Annotated in this window: 14 protein-coding genes; 6 read left to right on the top strand and 8 right to left on the bottom strand. The window is 62.9% G+C overall.

Annotation, left to right across the window (positions count from 1 at the left end; translation table 11 throughout):
- Window positions 1-302 precede the first annotated feature (302 nt).
- The 4 genes from IU367_RS13620 (at window position 303) to IU367_RS13605 (ending at window position 3,553) form a co-directional block, all read left to right on the top strand.
- Complete coding sequence (locus IU367_RS13620; RefSeq protein ID WP_043136913.1) at window positions 303-1,073, top strand: ABC transporter ATP-binding protein; 771 nt, start codon at window positions 303-305, stop codon at window positions 1,071-1,073.
- Between the two features lie 65 nt (window positions 1,074-1,138).
- Window positions 1,139-1,912, top strand: coding sequence for an ABC transporter substrate-binding protein (locus tag IU367_RS13615; protein ID WP_043136911.1), 774 nt, complete (start codon window positions 1,139-1,141; stop codon window positions 1,910-1,912).
- Window positions 1,913-2,116: 204 nt separating this feature from the next.
- Window positions 2,117-2,857 (top strand): ABC transporter permease, encoded by a 741-nt coding sequence (locus IU367_RS13610; RefSeq protein WP_043557106.1) that lies wholly within the window; start codon window positions 2,117-2,119, stop codon window positions 2,855-2,857.
- A gap of 3 nt (window positions 2,858-2,860) precedes the next feature.
- The gene (locus IU367_RS13605; RefSeq protein WP_042641721.1) at window positions 2,861-3,553 is read left to right on the top strand and encodes an ABC transporter permease; all 693 of its coding nucleotides are present in this window, start codon (window positions 2,861-2,863) and stop codon (window positions 3,551-3,553) included.
- Window positions 3,554-3,603: 50 nt separating this feature from the next.
- Here the strand turns inward: IU367_RS13605 and IU367_RS13600 are convergent, their stop codons facing one another.
- The 3 genes from IU367_RS13600 to IU367_RS13590 form a co-directional block, all read right to left on the bottom strand.
- On the bottom strand, window positions 3,604-4,245 hold the full coding sequence (locus IU367_RS13600) for an energy-coupling factor ABC transporter permease (RefSeq protein ID WP_098984393.1): 642 nt from the start codon (window positions 4,243-4,245) through the stop codon (window positions 3,604-3,606).
- Window positions 4,246-4,342: 97 nt separating this feature from the next.
- The gene (gene pflA / locus IU367_RS13595) at window positions 4,343-5,149 is read right to left on the bottom strand and encodes a pyruvate formate lyase 1-activating protein (protein ID WP_080741090.1); all 807 of its coding nucleotides are present in this window, start codon (window positions 5,147-5,149) and stop codon (window positions 4,343-4,345) included.
- Window positions 5,150-5,214: 65 nt separating this feature from the next.
- Window positions 5,215-8,154 (bottom strand): sensor domain-containing phosphodiesterase, encoded by a 2,940-nt coding sequence (locus IU367_RS13590; RefSeq protein ID WP_274452167.1) that lies wholly within the window; start codon window positions 8,152-8,154, stop codon window positions 5,215-5,217.
- A 134-nt stretch (window positions 8,155-8,288) separates the two neighbouring features.
- On the opposite strand from IU367_RS13590, the gene IU367_RS13585 reads away from it, so the two are divergent.
- Window positions 8,289-9,959 (top strand): FAD-dependent oxidoreductase, encoded by a 1,671-nt coding sequence (locus IU367_RS13585; RefSeq protein ID WP_274452166.1) that lies wholly within the window; start codon window positions 8,289-8,291, stop codon window positions 9,957-9,959.
- 91 nt (window positions 9,960-10,050) lie between these two features.
- On the opposite strand, the gene IU367_RS13580 is transcribed toward IU367_RS13585, so the two are convergent.
- The 5 genes from IU367_RS13580 to IU367_RS13560 are packed head-to-tail and all read right to left on the bottom strand — an operon-like array spanning window position 10,051 to window position 15,173.
- Window positions 10,051-10,479 (bottom strand): ion channel, encoded by a 429-nt coding sequence (locus IU367_RS13580; RefSeq protein ID WP_043136862.1) that lies wholly within the window; start codon window positions 10,477-10,479, stop codon window positions 10,051-10,053.
- A 1-nt stretch (window position 10,480) separates the two neighbouring features.
- Complete coding sequence (locus IU367_RS13575) at window positions 10,481-11,509, bottom strand: hypothetical protein (protein ID WP_274452165.1); 1,029 nt, start codon at window positions 11,507-11,509, stop codon at window positions 10,481-10,483.
- Window positions 11,510-11,517: 8 nt separating this feature from the next.
- Entirely contained in the window at window positions 11,518-12,612 is a 1,095-nt protein-coding gene (locus tag IU367_RS13570) for an HlyD family secretion protein (protein ID WP_274452164.1), read from the bottom strand.
- On the bottom strand, window positions 12,605-14,110 hold the full coding sequence (locus IU367_RS13565; RefSeq protein ID WP_253852742.1) for an efflux transporter outer membrane subunit: 1,506 nt from the start codon (window positions 14,108-14,110) through the stop codon (window positions 12,605-12,607). Before IU367_RS13565 ends, IU367_RS13570 begins: the two co-directional genes overlap by 8 nt.
- Window positions 14,111-14,135: 25 nt before the next feature.
- On the bottom strand, window positions 14,136-15,173 hold the full coding sequence (locus IU367_RS13560) for an AI-2E family transporter (protein WP_274452163.1): 1,038 nt from the start codon (window positions 15,171-15,173) through the stop codon (window positions 14,136-14,138).
- A gap of 583 nt (window positions 15,174-15,756) precedes the next feature.
- On the opposite strand from IU367_RS13560, the gene IU367_RS13555 reads away from it, so the two are divergent.
- The gene (locus tag IU367_RS13555; protein WP_274452162.1) at window positions 15,757-20,658 is read left to right on the top strand and encodes an alpha-2-macroglobulin family protein; all 4,902 of its coding nucleotides are present in this window, start codon (window positions 15,757-15,759) and stop codon (window positions 20,656-20,658) included.
- Window position 20,659 lies beyond the last annotated feature (1 nt).

Below are 20,659 nucleotides of genomic sequence, written 5' to 3'. Positions count from 1 at the left end.
AGTCGCTTTCGCCATCTTGCTGTCATGATGTCGGAATTTTCTTGCCACCCTTGCGATCAGGGTATAAAAAGGCGGTGTCGTTCGACGGGTCCAAACCAAGTTTTATGCAGACAAAGTGCTGAAAAATACCAGTGAGACCAATAAAAATACAGACAAAACACCAAAGACCTCTGTTCTGTATTGTTTTTTAACTATTCGAGTGATATTTTCGCTGAAGGTTGCCATCGGTTAACTTTTTGTTAAATCCATGATGGTGTGAGTCACGCCCCAGCGGCGTCTAGGGACAGACAAGGTTGTAATGGATGAGTGACGTTGCCGCACTGGAAGTTCGTGAACTGCACAAGTATTTCGGCACCCACGAAGTGCTCAAGGGCATCGATATGACAGCCCGCAAGGGGGATGTCATCTCCCTGATCGGCTCCTCCGGCTCGGGGAAGTCGACCTTTCTTCGTTGTATCAATCTGCTGGAAACACCCTCTTCCGGCACAGTTTCACTCCATGGCGAGCTTATTCGCATGAAATCCAACCGGGCCGGTGAGCGGCTGCCGGAGGACATGCGTCAGGTGGAGCGCATTCGCAGCCGGCTGGCCATGGTGTTTCAAAGTTTCAACCTCTGGTCGCACATGACCATAATGCAGAACATCATAGAGGTGCCTATCCAGGTGCTGAAAGTTCCCCGTGCCGAGGCCATCGCCAAGGCGGAACACCTGCTCAACCGGGTGGGTCTGTGGGAGCGGCGCGACTACTATCCCGGTCACCTCTCCGGCGGCCAGCAGCAGCGGGCCGCCATCGCCAGGGCACTGGCGGTGGAGCCGGAGGTGATGCTGTTTGACGAACCCACCTCGGCGCTGGATCCCGAGCTGGTGGGGGAGGTGCTCGGCCTGATGCGCGAGCTGGCCGAAGAGGGGCGCACCATGCTGGTGGTGACCCACGAGATGTCGTTTGCCCGTGATGTGTCGAACAAGGTAATGTTTCTGCATCAGGGGCGCGTGGAAGAGGAGGGCAATCCCAAGGAGATCTTCGCCCATCCCAAGTCGGAACGGTTCAAGCAATTCATCTCCTCCATCTATTGATGGGCGGGATCTGTTTTCAACAAGCTGCAACTTCAACAGTCGACGATTTTATCAAGGAGAGATACATGAACAAGCTGATGCTGGCGACTGCCATAGTCACTGCCCTGTCTTCCGGCAGCCTGATGGCCAAGGAGTGGAAAGAGGTGCGGATCGGGGTCGAGGGTGCATACCCTCCCTTCTCCTGGACCGAGCCCAGTGGCGAGGTGAAAGGCTTCGATATCGACATCGCCAACGCCCTGTGCGAAGAGATGAAGGTGAAGTGTACCCTGGTCAAGCAAGACTGGGACGGCATCATTCCGGCGCTGCTGTCGCGCAAATATGACGCCATCATAGCCACCATGGACATCACCGAAGAGCGCAAGAAGAAGGTGGATTTCACCCAGAAGTACCAGCATATTCCGGCCCGCTTCGCCGCCAAGAAGGGCACAGAGGTCAAGCTCGACAAGGCCTTCATGGACGGTAAAACCGTGGCGGTGCAACGCGCCACTTCCATGGATACCTACATCACGGACAACTTCCCGAACGCCACCATCAAGCGTTACGGCACCGCAGATGAAGCCTATCTCGATCTGAAATCCGGTCGGGTTGACTATGTGATGGCCGACTCCGCCGCCATCAGCGACGGTCTGCTGAAGAAGGAAGGGGGCGATGCCTACGAGTTCGTCGGCCCGAAACTGACCGATCCCAAGTGGTTTGGCGAGGGTGCCGGCATAGCGGTCCGCAAGGCTGACAAGGATCTGAAAGAGAAATTCAACGCCGCCATCCTGGCGCTGCGCGCCAACGGCAAGTACAAGGCAATCAACGACAAGTACTTCGACTTCGACGTCTACGGCGAGTAACCCCCAGGCGCGCTACACCGAGTAGCAGCCGAAGGGATTGCGGCGAATCATCACGACAGGTTGACCCTTGTCTGTAGTCATCGGGCCCGTTGTCTCTCGCAAGGGAGCGATGGGCCCGCTTAGTTGCAATGGAGCTGCATGTGTTTGGTTTGAAAGGATATTGGGACGGGCTGGCCCGCTCAATGCGTTGCAATGGAGCCGCATATGTTTGATTTGAAAGGATACGAAGCCTCCCTGCTGGAGGGCGCCTGGATCACCCTGGAGGTGGCGCTGGCCTCGCTGCTGCTGGCGTTGCTGCTGGGCATGCTGGGGGCTCTCGCCAAGCTCTCCCCCTACAAGTGGGCACGTGGCATCGCCACCGCCTACACCACCGTCATTCGTGGCATTCCCGATCTGGTGCTGATGATGCTGCTGTTCTTCGGCGGCCAGGTGCTGATCAACAGCCTCTGCAGCTGGGTCAACGAGAGTTACAACAACTACCTGCTGGCGAGCGATCCGAACCAGGAGTGGGTCTCCCTGCTGCCTGACTACATCGACATCAGCCCGTTCGCGGCTGGTGTGGCCACCATAGGCTTCATCTTCGGCGCCTACATGACAGAGACCTTCCGCGGCGCCATTCTGGCGGTGGACAAGGGGGAGCTGGAAGCGGCTCGCGCCTTTGGCATGCGGGCGACCCAGGTGTTTGTGCGGATCCTCTTCCCCCAGATGATGCGCCACGCCCTGCCGGGTTTTGGCAACAACTGGCTGGTGCTGCTGAAAACCACGGCGCTGGTCTCCATCATCGGGCTCGATGACATGGTGCGCAAAGCATCTCTGGCTGCGGGGTCGACCCAGCAGCCCTTCACCTTCTACATGGCGGTGGCCCTGATCTTCCTGATCTTCACTGCGGTCTCCACCTCGGCACTGAAATGGGCCGAGCGTCACTACGCGATAAAGACGAGGTAAGCCATGGATTTCTCAATCATTCTCAAAGAGTGGCCCACCTACTGGGAGGGGCTCTACACCACGGTGCTGCTGGTGGCGGCCTCTCTGGTGCTCGGTCTGGCCCTGGCGGTGCCCATGGGGATACTGCGCAACAGCCGCAACTGGCTGATCAAGGGACCGATCTGGGCCTATATCTACTTCTTCCGTGGCACCCCGCTCTTGGTGCAACTGTTCATCATCTACTACGGCGCCGCCCAGTGGGAGTGGCTGAAGAACAGCGCCGCCTGGGAGCTGTTCGCCCAGGCCTGGTTCTGCGCCTTGCTGGCATTCACCCTCAATACCGGCGCCTACACCGCCGAGATAGTGCGTGGCGCCGTGCTCAACATGCCCAAGGGGCAGATTGAAGCGGCCAACGCCTTTGGCATGACCCGCTGGCAGACCCTGACCCGCATCATATTGCCCAACTCGTTTCGCCGTGCGCTGCCTGCCTACAGCAACGAGGTGATCTTCATGCTGCAGGGCTCGGCGGTGGCCGGCATCATCACCATAGTCGACCTGACAGGTGCGGCGCGGATCATCAACTCCCGCTACTACAGCCCGTTCGAGGCGTTTTTGACCGCAGGCCTGCTCTACATGCTGCTGACCTTCGTCATCGTCTGGCTGTTCAAGAAGTGGGAAGCCCGCTGGCACGCACACCTGCGCCCCCGCACCGTGTAATCCCCACAAAAAAGCCCGCAATCGCGGGCTTTTTTGTGGGTAATCGTCACTCAGCGCCCCAGGTATTCCCGATCGAAGAAGGTGTTGACCCAGTGGGGGCGATAGATGGCGAGCAGTGTCATTGTCATGCCGTTGAGCAGGGCTTCGGGGAAGAGCAGCAGCGGCCAGATGGAGAGGTAGTCGGCGCTGATGGTGTGCCACGGATAGGTACCACTCATGCCCATCAGCAGGGCGCTGGCGATCACCTTGACCGAGATGCTCAGCGCCCCTCCACCGAAGGCGACCACGAACAGGTAGACGAACAGGTGGCGGGGCATCCAGGCCCAGCTGGCCAGAAACAGCAGCCAAGTGGTGGCCACGGGCAGGGCGATGCCGATCAGCGCCTGCCAGCCGATGTCGGCGAGCTCGATGACATCGAAGTAGCCGAGCACCAGCAGTGTCAGGCAGGGAGCGAGCAGGGCGAGGCGCCACCCCAGCAGCAGGGTCAGGCTGGTGAGACCGAGAAAATGCACCTCCAGCCCCTCGTGCAGGCCGGCACGCAAGACCCAGAGTGGTACCAGCGCTATGGCGCCGCCAAGGCAGAGGTGCTGATAGAGTGGCTGGGCAAGCAGGGTTCGCAGCAGGGCGCCGCGCAGGCTGAATATAAGCAGCAATAGCCAGAGCAGGAGGGCTGCGGCTTGTCCTTCACTCATGGCATGTCCTTGTCATGTGATGGCGTACTGAGCGAGCAGGGGTGACGGATAACAATAACAAGGGCTGGCGTCTTCCCTGCCAGCCCTGCTGTAACAATCAGTATTTGACGAGCTTGTGATACTTGCTGAGGATGCCCTGGACGCGGTCCATGGTCTCCTTGCTGGGGGGCTTGATCCCGGTCAGATCATAGTTCTCACCCAGTACGTCCCACTTGTGCTTGCCCAGTTCGTGGTAGGGCAGCAGCTCCACCTTCTCGACGCAATCACCCAGCTCGGCGATGAACTGACCCAGCCCTTCGGCGCTCTCGTCATCGTCTGACCAGGTCGGCACCACCACGTAGCGGATCCACATGGTCTTGCCCCTGGCGGCCAGGTAGCGGGCGAACTCCAGGGTGTACTTGTTGCTGACGTGGGTGAGCGGTATGTGCTTCTCGTCATTGATCTGCTTGATGTCGAGCAGCACCAGATCCGTGTTGTCGAGCACCTTGTCGAGCTGTTCGTCGTAGTGACGCACGAAGCCGTTGGTATCGAGACAGGTGTGTATGCCTTTCTCTTTGCAGGCGGCGAACAGTTCGGCGATGAAGTTTTGTTGCAACATGGCTTCGCCACCCGAGGCGGTCACGCCACCGCCGGAGGCATTCATGAAGTGGCGATAGCTGGTGATGTCGCTCATCAACTCCGGCACAGTCACTTCGCGGCCACCCTGGGTGTCCCAGGTGTCCCGGTTGTGGCAGTACTTGCAGCGCATCAGGCAGCCTTGCATGAACACGATAAACCGTATCCCGGGGCCATCGACGGTGCCGCAGGTTTCAACGGAATGGATCCGGCCAATGATCCCGGACGCGCTGGTTTCAGCGACCACACCGCTGGTTTCGACAGCAGGGATCCGATTAATGACAGACATAGACAACTCCAACGATTCGAGCAGGTCGTTATTTTATTACATAAAGCCCTATAAATCCTACATGTTTAGCCCGGCTGGGGTGAACCCAGCAGGCTCTCCAGGGCCCTGACAGTGAGTGGCCGACTGGTCAGGAAGCCTTGATAATGCTGGCATCCCAGCGCTTTGAGGATGGCGAGCTGCTCCTCATCTTCCACCCCTTCGGCGGTGACGGTAAAGCGGAAAACCTTGGCCAAGTCCAGGATAGCCTTGACGATGGCCTTGTCCTGTTCGCTGTGCACCAGGGTCTGAATGAAACTTCTGTCGAGCTTCACTTCGTCCGCCGGCAAGTCGCGCAGGTAGGCGAGCGACGAGTAGCCGGTGCCGAAGTCGTCGATGGAGAGCAGGATGCCGAGATCCTTGAGCTGGCGCATGCGGGCTATGCTCTCCAGCCGGTTCTCCAGCACCACGGATTCGGTCACCTCCAGCAGCAGGCGGGAGGGGGGCACGCCTGTGTCGCGCAATATGTACTCCACCTGCTGCACGAACCCCGCTGTGTGGAACTGGCGGGCGCTGACGTTGACCGACAGGTGGGGAATGGCAAAGCCGCGGTTGAGCCAGAAGCTGTACTGGGCGCAGGCGGTCTTCATCACCCAGTAGCCTATGTCCTGGATGAGGCTGGTCTCCTCGGCGATGGGGATGAAGTCTCCCGGCGGCACCATGGTACCGTCGCTGCGCTGCCAGCGCAGCAGCGCCTCTATCCCTGACAAGCTGCCATTGTCGACCCTGTATTGCGGCTGGTAGTAAAGCTGCAGCTCGTGATTGCGCAGGGCATCGCGCAGCTGGTTGTTGAGGGCCAGCTTGTTCTTCTCCTTCTCCGCCATGGCCTCGCTGAAGAACACATAGTTGCCCTGGCCGGAGCGCTTGGCCATGTGCGTGGCGGTATCGGCCTGCTGCATCAGCACCAGGTGATCCTGATCCTCGTTGGAGAAGAGGCTGATGCCCACAGAGGCGCTGCAGTGCAGCTTGTGATCCTCGATGTCGAACGGGGTGCGAAACAGCCCCATCAGCTCGCGGGCGAAGTGCTCGGCCAGGATCTTGGCGGTGACATAGCCCTGACCCAGGGCGGTAAACAGCAGGGCGAACTCGTCCCCCGAGATGCGGGCCAGCACCAGGTTGTCCTGGGGCAGCCCCTTGAGCCGCTCCACCACGGCTTGCAGCAGCAGATCGCCGTAGGCGTGGCCGAGGGAGTCGTTGATCGACTTGAAGTTGTCCAGATCCACCAGCAACAGGGCGCCCCACTGGCCACTGGGCGCCTGCAGGGTGCGCTGCATGATGTCGTTGAGGCTGCGCCTGTTGTAGAGGCTGCACAGATCGTCGTAATAGGCGAGCTGCTCTATGTGGCGGGCGGCGTCCTTCTCCCGGGTGATGTCGTAGAAACTGCAGACATAATGGCTGAGCTCGCCATGCTCGTCCTTGACGCCGCTCACCATCAGCCGTACCGGGAACAGGTGACCATCCTGGTGCAGGCAGCGCTCCTCGCCCATCCAGAACTCCTGCTCATCGACCGCCCGTCTGACATCCTCTTTCAGGTGATCGCCGTAATAGGTGGGCCGCAGCTTGACGATATGCTGGCCGATCATCTCATCATCGCCAAAGCCGGTGATGCGGCCAAAGGAGCGGTTGACCTTGAGGATGATCCCCTGGTGATCCATCACCAGCAGGCCGTCGTGGGTATTGAAGGCGACCTCCGCCAGGCGCAGGGCATCGTCGGCGGCAAGCCGCTGCAGCTCGATGGCCGCGCGCTCGTGCTGGCTGCTGAGGGCATCGAGCAGCGGCATGGGGTCGGCCAGCGGCTCGTCGAGCAGCAGGGTGAGCTGGCCCATGGGGGCGCCGCTCGGCCCGTGCAGCGGTATGCCGACATAGGCCCTGGCGTTGAGGGCCAGCAGCTGGGCCGCCTGGGGGTAGCGCAGGGGCAGGTCTTCCACATAGACAGCCTGACCGTGCTGGAACAGCTCCTGGCCGGGGCCCGGATCCATTTGTATGGGCTTGAGGACGGAGAAGGTCTCCCCCTCCAGCACGCAGCGCGGAATGATCCAGAGATCCTGGCCGCGCGGCTGGTACTCACCGATCCAGCCGATGCGGGCGCCACAGGCGGTCATGGCCCAGTGCACCAGGGCGCGGCAATAGGCGATGCCGGTCAGCAGGGTCAGCTCGGCCGGCAGGGTCAGCCCGGGACTGAGCAGGGGCTCGGGTTCCGGCTGCCAGTGGCCGAGCAGTTGGGCGCTGTGGCGCACCAGCTGCAGCATCTCCTCGCTGAGCGGGGTGGCGTTGAGGTATTCGAGGCTCAGCACGCCTATGAGTTTTTCCTGCTCCAGCAGGGCCCCGTCGAGGCGCGAGCTTATCCCCGCGCTGGCCAGGTAGTAGTGCTGGCTCAGCATGGGCTGGTGCGCGGCTTCGGAAAAGCTCAAGGACTTGCGGGTGCGCAGGGCGCGTATGTAGCGGCTGTCACCCCGGATGGCTGCAAGCCCCTCGGCGCCGAGGGCAAAGACAGGGGTCAACTGCTCACTGCCGAGCGAGCCGTTGGCCTGATAGTGCCAAAGAATGAGGCGATCGGCCCCCAGGCTCTCCTTGAGGGCCTCCAGCATGGCGGCAAACTGCTGCTGGCTGGCCATCTGGCTCAGCCGTGGCAGCTGCAACGCCAGATCGGCGATGGGCTCCTGGCGCAGGGTCTGCAGGCAGATGAGCCAGAAGGCATCCTGCTCGTGGGAGAGGGCTATGTGCCACTGTTGGCCGGCGAAGCGCAGCACCAGCTTGCCTCCCTGGCCGCTGGCAAGGGCTTGTTCTATGGGCAGGCGCAGGGCATCGGGCAACTGGGCGGGCCAGGCGCTTCTCGGTTCATCCAGCCAGTAGAGCGGGGTTTGCATCACATCGGTCAGGGCGACCAGCCGTTGGCTGCGCACATCCAGACGAAAGAACAGGGGTGTCTGGCTGGCAGGGGGAAGGTGACTGAGCGCGGTAGACGACATGAACTGGTAACATCCTGTTGAACAACTGTCGGGTGGCAAGAATACTGCAAAATCGACGCAAACAAAATTTCATTGAAATCTAAATTAGATATTACTAATGTAGTGGCAATCTGTAGTTAACCGGAGTCTTGCTGATGAAACGGATCCTGATTGTAGGCGGTGTGGCGGGCGGTGCCTCGGCGGCGGCCAGAGCCCGCCGTCTGAGCGAAACGGCCGAGATAGTGATGTTCGAGCGGGGCGAGTTTGTCAGCTTCGCCAACTGTGGTCTGCCTTATCATATCGGTGGCGACATTCAGGACCGCTCGGCCCTGCTGCTGCAGACGCCGCAGAGCTTCAAGCGCCGTTTCAACGTGGATGTGCGGGTCTTTCACGATGTGATCGACATCGACAGGGCCGGCAAGACCCTCCTGGTGCGCAACCTGCTCACCGGCGAAGAGCGGCGCGAATCTTATGATCAGCTGCTGCTGAGCCCGGGGGCGGCCCCCATTCGCCCGCCTTTCCCCGGCATCGACAGCCAAGGCGTGCATACCCTGCGCAACATTCCGGACATGGACCGCATACTGGCGGCGCTGCAGCGCGATGATCCGCGCCACGTCACAGTGGTGGGGGGCGGCTTCATCGGGCTGGAGATGATGGAGGCACTGCACCAGCGCAAGCTGGATGTCACCCTGCTGGAGCTCTCCGATCAGGTGATGGCACCGGTCGATAAAGAGATGGCCAACATGCTCCATGCCCGCATCCGAGAAGAGGGGATCGACCTGCGACTGCACACCGGCCTCTCGGCCATCGAGCGCCTGGACGGGCAGCCGGCGCAAACGGCCAGCACCGGCTTGCGGCTGACCCTGAGCGACGGCACACGGCTCGATACCGGCCTGCTGATCCTGGCCATCGGCGTCAAGCCAGAAACCCTGCTCGCCGCCAAGGCGGGGCTCGAGCTGGGGCCGCGCGGCGGCATCAAGGTGGATGCCGGCATGCGCACCTCGGATCCCTTCATCTATGCGGTGGGGGATGCGGTGGAAGAGACAGATTTTGTGACCGGCGAGTCCGTGCTGATCCCGCTGGCGGGCCCCGCCAACCGGCAGGGACGCATCGCCGCCGACAACATGCTGGGCCGAGCTGAAACCTACAAGAAGACCCAGGGCACCGCCATCTGCAAGCTGTTCGATCTGGCGGTGGCCAGCACGGGTCTCAACGAGAAACGGTTGCTGCAACTGGGGTTGCCGTTCGAGAAGGCCTATGTGCATCCGGGCAGTCACGCCGGTTACTACCCGGGCGCCCACCCGGTCAGCCTCAAGCTGTTGTTTGCCCCCGATGGCAAGATCTACGGCGCCCAGGCCATCGGCAAGAATGGGGTCGACAAGCGCATCGACGTGCTGGCGGTGGCCCAACGTGCCGGGCTCAGCGTGTTTGATCTGCAGGATCTGGAGCTCACCTATGCGCCGCCGTTCGGCTCGGCCAAGGACGTGATCAACATGGCGGGCTTCGTGGCGAGCAACCACTTGAAGGGGGATACCCTGCTCTGCCACGCCGCCGAGGTGCAGGCCCGTCATCCCCATCAACAGGTGCTGGATGTGCGCAATGGCCCCGAGCTCGACAAGCTGGGTCGTATCCCGGGTGCCCTGCACATCCCCCTCGATGAGCTGCGCGGCCGGCTGGATGAACTGCCCAGGGATAAAGAGCTGCTTATCAGCTGTCAGGTGGGCTTGCGCGGTCACGTGGCCTGTCGCCTGCTCAGCCAGCACGGCTTCAAGGTGAAGAACCTCTCCGGTGGCTTCAAAACCTGGCAGATGGCCACCATCGAATAGCGCTGACCCCGAGGGGGATCCGGGTCAACATCAGCCAAAAGGCCACTCGGGGGAGTGGCCTTTTTGTTTTCGTTACTTGCCTGATGAATGGCTAGTGCGGCGTGTTGCCCAGTTGCTTGCGAACATGGTGTTGTAGGATCGCCAGCATGCAGGCGCCGGAGAGGCCTATCATCAGGGCGCCGTTGACCGCCTCGAGCGGCCCGAGCAGCTTCCACTGTGCGCTCATGACGATGTCGCCATAGCCCAGGGTGGCGAAGTTGACGCCCGAGTGGTAGACGGCTTCCTGCAGCGTGTTGAACTCGCCCAACCACAGGAACAGGGCGCCCCAGATACCGATCTGCGCCAGGTTGCCCAGCATCACCAGGGTGATGATGCCAAACAGCGCCAACACCCCGGCGAGCATGCCTTCCCGCTCACTGAATCGCTTGACGTAGAAGCGGATGCACCAGACGGACATCAGGGATTGCAACAGCATGTTGGCCAGGATCACCGGGATGCCGACCAGAAAAATGGAAAACATATCAGTCTCCTATCGATGCTTCTGCCAGTGGTCGGCCGACGGGCCAGCACTGTTCGAGCAGCCAGATACACAGCCAGCCGTAACCGGCCACCAACAGATAGAGGCCGCAGCGCATCGCGGCCGCCAGCCAGACATCCTTGCCGGTGGCACTGTCCTCGATCGCCGGGCCAAACAGGATCAGCGCCGTGATCCAGGCGTTGCTCCAGAAGGAGGGCGGGAAGCGACCCCGTACCAGCTGCGTCAGTCGTCGCGCCAGCCAGAGCGTCATCAGGCCCAGCATGAGTACCAGCATCAACAGGGAGGGCCAGAGGCTGAGTCCCAGCCAGAGCACAAACGCCAGCAGGGCGCCCATCAGCGTCGACAGCACCAGCTCCCGACCCGCCTGTCTGGCGTTGAGGGAGGTACTCTGCTGGGCCAGCGCCACCGTCTTCATCACCGCCGGAATGTAGAATGCCGGGTTGCCGAGGGCCAGCAGCCACACCGGCAGCACTATGGCGACGGCGCGCAGCGCCAGCCGTTTGGGATGTTCGGGGGGCAATGGCACCGGCCTTGACGCCGCTCCCGCCACCGGCAGGGGAGGGAAGAGTGCGTGAGCCATGCGGTTGACCAGGGTACCTATCAGGATCCCCAGCCCCATCATCTGGGCGATGGCGATGGCAAGGGACTGCTCGATGAGCCCGGCCACCGGGATCACCGTAATGGCCATGATGAGCAGCATGGCGGCGGCCCCCTTGCCGGCCATCGACTGCTGCATCAGCAGGTAGAGCAGCAGGCCGATGAGCAGCACGGCCGCCAGGGCATAGTGGGTCAGCAGAGGGACCAGCAGCACTCCGGCGGCCATGATCCCCAGCAGCAGGAGCCCCCCTGCCAGCCCCTTCTTCAGGCCGAGCGCCTCCCCGGGGCGGCACAGCACCACCCAGGCCATGATGACGCCGAGGTGGGGCATGGGCAGGGCCAATCCGTAACAGATCCCCGCCGCGAGCCCGATGCCCGTGCCAATGCGCAGTACAGCCCTGTCGGCGTTATGCATATGGCGCCTCAATAGAGGAAGGAGAAGAGGCTCATCAGCCGGATATAGAGCGCCCCCAGGAAGTGCATCACCCCGCTCTCGCCGGTGTAGACCAGCACATCGGCCTGGCCGCCGACCCGCAGCGCCTCGACCGGCGGAAAGTCATCACTCTGGAAGGCGATTTTGACCGGGAAACGCTGCGCCTGACGCAGCCAGTCGCGGTTGTTGTCCACCGTGGGCAGGGCACCGGCGGGCTGGCTCTTGCCATCGCCTACCCCGTAGCCGACGCTGCGGATCTCTCCCTTGAACAGCTGTCCGGGCAAGCTGTCGAGCAAGATGGTGACCTTGTCCCCTGGCCGGACGTTGCCCAGGTTGTTCTCCGTCAGATCCGCCGACACCCAGACGTCATGGATGGCGATCAGTGTCATGGCCGGTGCGCCGGCCCCGATGAACTGGCCGGCATCCGTACTGAGATCCGTGATGAGGCCGCGACCCGGTGCCACTACTCGGGTGTTCTGGCGATCCAGTTGCGCCTTATGGACCGCCGAGCGGGCGCTGAGCAGCTGGGAGTTGTCATCACCGCTCGCCCCGGCGGCCTCGATGGCGCGACGGACGTCGGCTTCCGCTGCCGCCACCTGGCTCCTGGCCGTCTCGCGGGTGGCCTGGGCCACCTCGAGGCGACGTACCGAGATGGCGCCCGGATCCTCGCGATAGAGCCGCTCCTGGCGCTCCGCATCCTTGGCCGCGTTGTCATAGGCGGCGCGCATGGCCATCAGGGAGGCCTCGGCCGCCTTGACCCCTTCGGTGTTCGCCTTGACGCCGCTCAAGACCGTCTGGTAGTCGGAGTTGGCCTTGGCCAGGGCAATGTCATAGGGTTCGGGGTCTATCTCGAACAGGGGGGAGCCTGCGTCCACGTCCTGATTGTCGTGGACATAGACCCGCTTAATCTGGCCGGACACCTCGGCGGCGACGGGGATCACGAAGGCCTGCACGCGAGCCTGGGAGCTGTAAGGCGTCAGCCGGTCGGCCAGCAGATACCAGCCAAGCAGCAGGACGATTAACCCCAGCAGCCCTTGGGTGGCGCGGCGGCTGGCCTGACCGGGCGAGGCAGATCTGTCAGTCATGGGTGATTACCTTGATGGTCGTGGGTGGGGGCCGGGTGGCATCGAGCAGGGGAGCCCAGTCGGCGCGGGCTCTGAGCCGGGCATCGACCTCTGGGGTCACCAGGGCGCGCGTTCGTCCCGGTTCCCAGCCACCGCCGAGAGCCTTGTAGAGCGTGATGAGGTCGCGCATCTGGGCACCGCGACTGTTGACCAGGCGCTCCTGCTGGTTGAACAGGGCGCGCTGGGAGTCGAGTACCCGCTGGAAGTCGGCCATCCCCTCGCGGTACTGGGTGTTGGCGATGTCCAGAGAGCGACGGGCCGCCGCCCCTGTCTGGATCAGCAGGGCGAGCTCATCCTGGTCGTTGGCATAGGCCACGGCCGCATCGTCCACCTCGCGAGCCGCCTTGAACACGGTATCGCGATAGCGTTCGTGCAACTGCTGGAAGCGAGCATCCTGCACCAGGATCTGGTTGCCGAGCCGCCCCTGATCGAGCAGGTTCCAGCTCAGTGACGGCCCGACGGCCCAGGAGAAGGTCTCGCTGCTGCCGCTGGTCGCGCTGATCCCCAGGGTGCCGAGCAGGGTGATGGTGGGGTAGAGTTCGGCCTCTGCGACCCCGATCAGCGCCGACTGGGCGGCCAGTTGCCGCTCCGCGACGCGCACGTCGGGGCGACGGCGCAGCAAGTCTGCCGGCATCTCGGCGACCAGTGCGAGCGCACCTTGCGGGATCTTCCCGGTATGGCGGCTCATCTCCGGCAGTGGCCCCGGAGCCCTGGCAAGCAGGGTACTGAGGGCATTCTGACTCTGGCGCAGGTTGGTTTCGAGCTGCGGGATGCCGGAGAGGGTGCCGAGGTACTGGGTCTTGGCCTGCTGCACATCCAGTTCGGCGCTGTTGCCGCTTTTGAACAGCCGCTCGGTGATCTCCAGGCTGCGCTGCTGGATGCGGGCGTTCTCATTGGCTATCTGCAGGCGGGCCTCGACTGTGCGTATGCTCACATAGAGCTGGGCCACCTGGGCAATCATCAACACCTGCACATCGTCATACTGCGCCAGGGTGGCAAAGTAGTTGGCATCCGCCGACTCGACACCACGCTGGAACCTGCCCCAGAAGTCGAGTTCCCAGCCGAGGTTGAAGCCAGCGCCATAGCGACTGCCCGCGCTGCTGTGGCCGCTCTGGGTCTGGCCGGCCTGCAGCCATTCCCCCGTGCCCACAGTGGCTTGCGGGCCGAGCAGGCTCTCGGCTATGCCGAGCTGGGCCTGGGCCTCGAGGATGCGCAGGCCCGCGATCCGTACGTCCGGGTTTTTGACCAGAGCCTCCTCGACCAGCGCAGTCAGCACGGGGTCATTCAGCCGCTGCCACCACTGGTGATAGTCGAGAGAGCGAGCCGCTGCTGGCATCTCGTGCTGGCTGGCGTTCTGCCAGCTGGCTATCTCCTCGACTCGGGGCGTCTGATAGTCGGGGCCGAGCAGGGTACAGGCGCCGAGCAACAGGCATGCGCCCCCGGCAAGCAGGGGGCGCATGAGAGGCAGGTCGGGAGCCATAGGGTTATTGGCCCGTGCTGGCCAGACCTTCGTTAACCCAGGCCATGAAGATGCGATAGCCGATGGAGAGCAGGGTGGCCCCGATGAACATGCCGAGGATACCGCTGCTGGCCATGCCGCCCAGGGCACCGAGCAGCACCACCGGCATGGGGGCATCGACACCACGACCCAGCAGCAGCGGCTTGAGCACGTTGTCTGCCATGCCCGCCACGATTAGCAGCACAGAGTAAATGATGTTCACTACTGTGCCGTGATCGCCCGTCGCCCACATGTAAGCGATGGCGGGGCCTGTCACCAGAATAACGGGGACCTGGGCTATGCCAAGGATAAGGGCCAGGATGAAGAAGATGCCGACCGCCGGGATCCCTGCCAAGGACATGACGATGCCTGCCAGCAGGGCTTGAATGAAGGCGACCCCGATGACCCCTTGAGCGACGGCCCGTATGGTGCTGGTACACAGCTTGGTCAGGGCGAGGCCCTTGTGCTCATCCGTGATGCGCATGGCGATGCGGTCGGCACTGACGGCACCTGCCGTGCCCCAGGCCATCATGATGCCGGCGACGATGAAGGAGACAACGAAGCCAAGCAAGCCGCCCCCCATGCTGGCCAGCATGCCGACGACTTGCTTGGCCAGATCCCCCAACTGCGGCCGGTAGCTGCTCACCAGGCTGGGCAGATCCTGCGAAGCTTTTGACCAGATGCCATGCAGCTTGGCGCCCACCAGCGGAATGCTGGCGATGTCAGCAGAAGGTGCCGGGATCACCAGAGTATTGTTGTCCATCTTGTCGACCAGGGCGCTGACGCTGTCGCCCAGAGAGCTGAGCATGGCGACGGTGGGGGCCACGATCAGCAGCACGCCAAGCAGCACCAGCAGGGTCGATGCCCGCCCTTGCTTTCCCCCCAGCCGTGCGGCAAAGCGCTGGTGCAGCGGATAGAGGGTCACGGCCAGGATCAGGGCCCACAGCATCATGTTCATGAAGGGTGAAAATACGGTAAAGCAGAAAGAGCCCAACCCCATGATCAGACCAAACTTGATGAACATATCCAGGAATCTGGCAACTAGTCGTTTTTCAAAAAGAGACTGGTCATTATTTTCCATTTTGACGAAACCTCATGATTAACAAAGGGGGCATACTATTCGGTCGTGGCTAACGTCCAAGCCGGCAATCACATAAATATAATTTGATCTTTCATGTCGCTATATTCATGGTTGCACATCATTTCGGATGATGTTTGTCGCAATGCATTGAATAAATTAGATGTTTATCAAGCTTCTTAAAGATGGATTCTCTTTGTAATTTCCATTTCGACATGCTCTAAAAACAGTTGTTGTCTGAGCCTGAACCATCGTTAACTTCAGTAAAGATGACAGTGACATTCAGTTTAGCCGGGGTTGATAGAAAGGATGTGGGTAGCGTCACACCAAGCATGGGTTTCGTAAGCGGTGCCCAATGACATGTCTGCCGGCTTGTTATTCGAACGACAACGCTATGGCCGTCTGGAATCACTGCTGAACAGTGAGGCGCTTGGCCTCCAGGAAATGAGTTTTGTGTCAAGCGAGTCGGATGTCTTATCCTGTTGCCTATCGCGCTGCTGTGGCAGCGATCCAATCCGGGATGGAACCTATGCGCCCCTTTGACCCTCGCCCTGCTGCCCACCACCTTGCTCCCCTGCGGCTTGCGCCGCGCCGGCGTCGCTGGTCTGCCTTGTTGTTGAGCGGGCTGGCCGGTCTGCTCCTGGCCGGCTGCGGCCCTGACAAGCCCGCCACTCATGCCACAGCCAGTGCGCCGACTGCGCAAACCGGCGCGCAGCAGGAGGCAGGAGCACCTGGCTCAGTGGTGCAGGCCAATGCCCGCCAATATAGAGACGCACCGGCGCTGGCGCTGGTCTTCTCCGGCCCGCTGGCGCCGAGGGCGAACTGGCAGAGCTGGCTGGCGGTGAGCCAGGGGGGCAAGCAGGTGCAGGGGGAGTGGATCCTGGCCGAGGATGGCCGCACCCTCTACTTCCCGCAGGTCGCACCCGACCAAAGCTACGAGGTGACCCTCAAATCGGGCCTGGGTCCTGAGCCCCAGCGCTGGACCCTCAAGACCCGGCCGCTGGAGGCGGGGGCCTCGTTTACCGCCAGCGGCATGGTGTTGCCGCTGCGCCAGGAGCTGCGCCTGCCCATCAGCGCGGTCAACGTGGATGAGGTCAATATCGACTTCTTCCGGGTCGATGCCGGCTATCTGCCGCGCTTCTTGGCCGAGTACAGACCCGGCGCCGGCATGGGCAACTGGGAGCTGGATCAGATCACCAGCCGCGCCAAGCGGGTATTCAGCGGCCGCTACGCGCTGGCACTGGATGCCAACCGCCGCGAGACCCGCCTCATCAACGTCAAGGAGCCGCAGCTGGCCGAGGCCGGTGTCTACTTCGCCGTCATGTCCCCCCTTGGCAACTACGACTGGCGCAAGGAGACCACCTATTTCGCGGTGAGCGACATGGGGCTCAGTGCCCGCCGTTACCGAGATCAGCTGGAGGTGTTTGTCAGCTCGCTGGCGAGTGCGGATCCCCTCAAGGAGGTACAGCTCTCCCTGCTCGACGAGAAGGGCAACCGGCTGCAGGTGCAGACCAGTGACAATCAGGGCCATCGCCGCTTCGACCAGGTGCAGGGCGCCCGCCTGCTACTGGCCGAACAGGGCAGCCATCTGGCTGTGCTGCGCCTCGATGGCGCCGCGCTGGATCTCGCCGCCTTCGATCTCGGCACCCAGCCCTGGCAGGCCCAGCAGCTTTATCTGTTCAGCGGGCGGGATCTCTACCGTCCCGGCGAGCGGCTGGACAGCGAGATCTTGCTCAAGGGGCAGGATGGACAGCTGCTGCCGGGAATGGCGGTGGAGCTGGAGGTGAAACAGCCGGACGGCCAGCTGCTCGAACAGAAACGGCTGCTGCCGGACAGCCTGGGGGCTGCCCACTACGGTCTGCGTCTGCCGGATGACGCGCCGCTCGGGCGCTGGACCATCAACCTGAAAACCGCCGCCGGCAGCCGCTTCGAGTGGCCCTTCCTGGTGGAGGAGTTCCTGCCGGAGCGGCTCAAGCTGCAACTCGGCAAGGGGCCGGATGGCGAATTGCTGACCCCGCAAGAGGCGCTCATCCTGCCGTTGCAGGGGGATTATCTCTACGGCGCCCCCGCCAGCAACACCAAGGCGAAGGCCGACGTGAAAATAAGCCGCGCGGCCATGCCTTTCACCCAGTGGCAGGAATTCACCCTGGGGGACGTGCTGCTCGCCGAGCAAACCAAGGAGCTGGAACCCCTCAGCCTCCCCCTCAATGAACAGGGGCAGGGGACCTTCTCGCTGGCAGATGAGCTGGATGGCGTGAGTGCCCTAGGACCGCTGGAGGTGGCCTATCGGGTGTCGCTCTCCGAGCCCGGTGGTCGCGCCGTCAATCGCAGTCGCACCCAGTACGGCTGGCCGGCGGGCAGCCAGTGGCCGGCACTCAGGGCCGATTTCGTGGCGGACAGGGTGGAAGGGGGCAAGCCGCTGCCCTTCCAGATCCTCAACCTGGATGACAAGGGCCAGCCGGTGGCGGGCGAGGTGAAGGTGCGACTGGTCAACGAATACCGCGACTACTACTGGCACTACGCCGATGGCGAGGGGTGGAAGTACGAGTTCAACAGCCAGCCCTATCTGGAGCAGGAGCAGACCTTGCAACTCGATGGCAAGGGGCCGACCGCCCTCAGTTTGCAACTGGCGGCGGGCTGGTATCGATTGGAGGTAGAGAACAGTCAGGGCCATCAATCCAGCCTGAGGGTCGAGATCGGCAGTTACGCCTGGGGCGGTGGCGGTGAGCAGGCGCGGCCTGACAAGATTGCCATCAGCCTCGACAAGCGTGCCTATCAGGCCGGCGACAAGGCGAAGGTGACCCTGGTTGCCCCCCGTGCCGGCAAGGGGCTGCTGCTGGTGGAAGATGGTGACGGCCTGCGCTGGTGGCAGCGTATCGAGCTGCGCGCCGAAGGCGGCGGATCGGCGGAGGCGCGTGGCGAGTTCGAGATCCCCGTCAGCCCTGAGTGGCAGCGTCACGATCTGCATATCTCAGCCCAGATCGCCGCTCCCGACAGCGAATCAAAGCCGGTGAGCCAAAAGAGCGTGCAGAGTCTGCGTTCGGTCGGCCTGGTGCCGCTCACCCTGGACAGAGAAGCCCGCCGCCTGCCGCTCAGCCTGAGTGCGCCGGACAAGGCGGTGCCGCTCACCCGTTTCGAGGTAACCGCCACCTCCACCCCCAACAGTCAGGGGCGAGTGGTATTGGCGGCGGTGGATCGGGGCGTGCTCAATATCAGCGATTACCAGCCCCTCTCCCCGTTCGAGGTCTTCTTTGGCCGCAAGCGCTTCGCGCAAGACTTGTTCGACAACTACGGTCAGGTGATACCGCCGCAGGATGGCAAGCTGGCCCGCCTCAACTACGGCGGCGATGCCCCGGCGCTGAAGAAGGGCGGTGCGCTGGAGAGCCGGGTCGAGATCGCCGCGCTCTGGAGCGGTGAGGTGAGTTTTGATGAGAGTGGCAAGGCGGTGATCCCGCTCGATCTGCCCAACTTCAACGGCGAGCTGGCGCTGATGGCGCTGGCCTGGAACGCGCAGCAGGTGGGGGAGGCCGAGCGCGCCGTCAAGGTGGTGGCACCGCTGGTGGCCGAGATCGGCTGGCCGCGCTTTGGGGCCAGGGGGGATCAGACCCGCGCCCTGATGCAGCTGCGCAACATGAGCGGCGAGGATCAGAGCCTGTCGCTGGTCTGGACCCTGACCGGCGGCTTGCAGGCGGGCGGCGAACTGCCCGAGACGCTGACGCTTAAAAACGGCGAGGAACAGTGGCTGACCCTGCCGCTCACAGTGACCGGGGCGAGCGGGGTGGCCCGCCTGCAATTGGCGGCGAGCGGCAAGGGCTTTGCGATAAGCCGCGACTGGTCGCTGCCGCTGCGCTCCCCCTGGCCTGCCCAGACGCGCCAGCGCTACCAGATGCTGACCCCTGGCCAGCAGATGAGCTTTGCCCAGAGCGAGCTGGCCGGGCTGGATCCCGCCAATCTGCAGGGGCTGCTCAGCCTCTCAGGTACGCCACCCTGGGATCCGGCGGCCCAGTGGCAGGCGCTGGCCGATTATCCCTACGCCTGTCTGGAGCAGACCCTGTCCCGCGCCTGGCCTTACTTGCTGACCACGGCGGATGAGCGTGCGGTCTGGTCCAAACCTGTGCAGGGGAGCAAGCCGGTGAGCGAGGCGGATCTGCAGCGCACCCTGCTGCAGCGGCTGCAACGGTTGCAACTGCCGAGCGGCGGCTTTGGCCTGTGGGACGGTCGATCCGACGAGGAGCAGTGGCTCACCGCCTATGCGGCCGACTACCTGCTGACCCGCAAGGAGGCCGGGGACGCCGTGCCCGAGGCCATGTTGAGTCAGGCCCTCAATCGCCTGCAGAGCTACCTCACCGACAGCCAGTACGGCGATCGCTGGAGCAGTGCCCCAGAGCACAGCCGGTTGGCCTATCAGGCCTACAGCGCCTATGTGCTGGCGCGGGTGGGCAAGGCGCCACTCGCCACCCTGCGCCTCATCTGGGAGCAGCAGGCGGATCACGCCCGCTCAGGCCTGCCGCTCTTGCACCTCTCGCTGGCGCTTTCGGCCATGGGGGATAAGCAGAATGCCGCCAAGGCCCTGGCTCGGGCATTGGCGACCGAGCGCGGTGAGGATTATCTGGGGGATTACGGTTCACCGTTGCGCGACCAAGCTCTTGCACTTTCGCTGCTGCGCCAGCACAAGCTGGCCGAGGATCGCTGGCCTGCGCTGAGCGCCAGGGTGGCCGATACCCTGGCTCACCGTCAGTGGCTCAGCACCCAGGAGCGCCTTGCCTTGCTGCGACTGGCGCAAGTTGATCCCGCTGCCGACTGGCAGGCAAGGCTAGTGTCAATCAATGGCGATCATCCCGTTGCCGGTCAAAACAGCCTGCAGATCGGCGCACCCGAGGCACTGGCGGCGAGCGCCGTCACCAACGAGGGCAAGGGCTCCCTGTATGTGCAGCGCACCCTGATCGGTTACCCGGAGCAGGCGCCCGCGCGCATCAGCCAGGGCATGAGCGTGACCCGCAGCTGGTTCAATGCCGATGGTAAGCCGCTCGATCCGGCCAAGGTGCGGGTCGGCGATCTGGTGGTGGTGCGGCTCAATGTGAGCAGCGAGCAGACGGTGCCCGACGCCCTGCTGGTGGAGATGCTGCCGGCGGGCTTCGAGCTGGAAAACCCGGCCCTTGGCACCAGCATCAAGCTCGAGGAGCTCAGCATAGAGGGCAAACCTGCGTGGCAGAGCGAGTGGAATGACTACCTCAAGCATCAGGAGTTTCGTGACGACCGCTACACGGCGGCGCTGGATCTGAGCGAGGGGGGCAATCAGCAGCTGGTCTACCTGATGCGGGCCGTGACCCCGGGCCGTTATCAGGTGCCGCCGACCCAGGTGGAGGATATGTACCGGCCTGAGCTACGGGCGGTCGGGCAGGATATTCACGAGGTGATCATCTCTGAGTAAC

It is taken from the genome of Aeromonas bestiarum (genome assembly GCF_028751155.1).
Classification (GTDB): Bacteria; Pseudomonadota; Gammaproteobacteria; order Enterobacterales; family Aeromonadaceae; genus Aeromonas; species Aeromonas bestiarum.
Note: the sequence above shows the minus strand (reverse complement) of the source record. Positions and strands in the feature narration are given on the sequence as shown.